The organism is Bradyrhizobium sp. AUGA SZCCT0431 (assembly GCF_018131065.1).
In the GTDB taxonomy this organism is placed as follows: Bacteria; Pseudomonadota; Alphaproteobacteria; order Rhizobiales; family Xanthobacteraceae; genus Bradyrhizobium.
Map to the genome: position 1 here is coordinate 1 of NZ_JAFCLR010000092.1, position 2284 is coordinate 2284.

The following is a 2284-nucleotide window of genomic DNA, read 5'->3' on the forward strand; positions in this document are numbered from 1 at the left end:
CAGCGGCAGAGAAGTCCAAAGATCAACGTTCGCGAGATTTTTAGGGGTATTCGATTTTCGACTTTTGCAACACAATCTGCTAGGAGGGAACGTTCGGAATTTCCAGTCAATCCCGCAGGATTGGGGAATCCCGGCCGAGTCAGATCGGGATTAGCAACGCGGGAGCCCCTTTCTCAGGCGCGTGACATCGCGTAGCATATGATGAGCTGCCCTTTAAGACGGGACGAGCCGACGTCGCCGCTTGATGGAATGGGCAGCGATCAGGCCGTCGGCAGGCTCGCAGTCTGAAAGACGCGCCTACCTTTGTGGCGCTCTCGCAACTTCAACATAGCAGGTTGGCCTGCCGCGCGAGCGGCAAGCAATGAGCTTGTGTAGCCTATGGAGGAAGACATGCCGACATTCTTATTAACAATCAACTGGACCGACCAGGGAATTCGCGCGGTCAAGGACGCCCCCAAGCGCAGCAAAGCGGCGAGAGAACTCGCCCAGAAAGTCGGGGTCGAGATCAAGGAAGTTTATCTCACCTCTGGCGAGCATGACATCCTTGTCATCGCGGAAGCACCCCTCGGCGACCATGTCACCAAATTCGCGCTTGCGCTCGGTTCACTGGGAAACGTGCGCACCTGCACCTCCCGAGCTTGGCCCGAGGCCGAATGGACCAAGCTGATATCCGAGCTTCCATAGCGGCTTCCGATCTCCGACGGGCCGCCTCTACCTGGTTGGCGCTGCCTGGACGCTCGGCGATCGGTCGTCAATGAGGCACTATCGCCGAGCTCCTGCAGTAGGAGGCACTGTCACTGTCTAATTTCTTCTGTCGGTGGTTCGAAGGGGCGAAATAGCGAAACTTATTCCGCCGCGAGGCGAAGGAAGCCAACCCAATGCCTTCCCGCCATTGCGCGGCGGAATGCCGACCGAAAGCGCTTGGAGGTGTGTCGCCGCGCGTCGCACCGTTCGCCGATCTGCGCGATGTCGGCGCGCTATTGCAACGCGCGGGCTTTGCGTTGCCGGTCACCGACGTCGATCGCGTCGTGGTGCGCTACGACAGCGCGTTCGCGCTGATGGCCGATCTCAGGGCGATGGGTGCGACCAATGTCATGATCGAACGGCGACGGACGCCGACGCGCCGCGCCACGCTGGTGCGGATGGCAGAGATCTACACCAGCCGCTTTGCCGATTCCGACGGCAGCATCCGCGCGACCTTCTACGTGATCTGGCTGTCCGGCTGGGCGCCGCATGAAAGCCAGCCAAAGCCGCTGCGGCCGGGTTCGGCGAAAGCGAGTCTGGAAGCGGCGGTGAAGCGGGCTCCGAAGTAGACCGTGTCCTCAAAAATCGAGATTCATGAGCGCGGCTTGATCCATGAACGCTGTTCGACGTCTTGCGGACTCTAACCGGACATCGCGTCAAGTTCGAAAGTGCCGGGAGGAGACATTCCGATCGGACAATCCCGATTCTGCTCGATCAGGACTTCCCCTTGAGTTTAAAGGATCCGAAGAATTTTTCTTTCTTTTCCGCCACCACGTCGCGATACGCATTGGGGTATTCAATCGTTAGTATGTAGAGCGTACCTTTCATCCTGATGTAGCGGAAATGCGCAGTCGTTGCCGAGTTGGCGACTGAGAAGAACAGATCATCGACGTCATCCTTGGTATTGCGGCTGACGTCAGACACTTTGTTTGCCGGATTGGATGAGAAAGATTTGGGGATCGCCGCGAGGTCGGCAGGCGTCTTTGCAGTTGCCTGCAGTTCGACCGCTGTAATCTTGATTCCCTCAGAACTCTTGCCGCCGACGACATGGCTCACTTCGTCCGTGCCCGGGTCGCGAGTCGTGAAATCATTGAAGGGAATTGGCAGGAGGATCGAGAACGAGCCCTTGGTCGAAACGGCCGGATACCATCCCGAGCCATCGTCTACGTTAACGCCGACGCGATGCATTTCAAGTTTCGGTTCTGCAGTCGCGGATGTAGAGACTATGAGCGCCAGCGAAAGGACACTCGCGAGCAGCCGCAGAATGGAGATGGGCATGGATGGTCTCCTGCCGTTGCAGTCGGCAGGGGATGTCCGTTCTTTGTTGAAAGAAAGGCATGGTGGCGCCGCCGGCGGCTGGCACTGTGCGTCTGTGGTTATGGTGCAACACCAGACCTCGCGAATTTAGTCTTGAAAGAGCGTTGGCCGCTGAGCGCGCATTGTCGCGACAACAGGGTCCGGAATGGGTCTTGGCCGTGTAAAAACACCCTTCCAAGGAAGTCGGTGAGAAGCCAGGACCGGTTCGGTCTCAGGCCGCGAT

2 protein-coding genes and 1 pseudogene are annotated in these 2284 nt (G+C 58.4%); 2 read left to right on the forward strand and 1 reads right to left on the reverse strand.

Annotated features, from left to right (window positions below):
• Positions 1 to 390 precede the first annotated feature (390 nt).
• Together JQ567_RS37860 and JQ567_RS37865 are read left to right on the forward strand one after the other, a co-directional pair.
• The gene (locus tag JQ567_RS37860; protein WP_212443526.1) at positions 391 to 684 is read left to right on the forward strand and encodes a GYD domain-containing protein; all 294 of its coding nucleotides are present in this window, start codon (positions 391 to 393) and stop codon (positions 682 to 684) included.
• Between the two features lie 239 nt (positions 685 to 923).
• Positions 924 to 1313: pseudogene (locus JQ567_RS37865) on the forward strand (SAM-dependent methyltransferase); the annotation flags it as partial.
• Between the two features lie 145 nt (positions 1314 to 1458).
• Here the strand turns inward: JQ567_RS37865 and JQ567_RS37870 are convergent.
• A complete protein-coding gene (locus JQ567_RS37870) occupies positions 1459 to 2022 on the reverse strand; it encodes a hypothetical protein (RefSeq protein ID WP_212443527.1) in 564 nt (187 codons plus the stop codon).
• Positions 2023 to 2284: the final 262 nt, after the last annotated feature.

Bases quoted from the DNA above. Each gene is read 5' to 3' on its own strand.
- JQ567_RS37860 (WP_212443526.1), top strand. From the start codon at position 391: ATGCCGACATTCTTATTAACAATCAACTGGACCGACCAGGGAATTCGC.
- JQ567_RS37870 (WP_212443527.1), bottom strand. From the start codon at position 2,022: ATGCCCATCTCCATTCTGCGGCTGCTCGCGAGTGTCCTTTCGCTGGCG.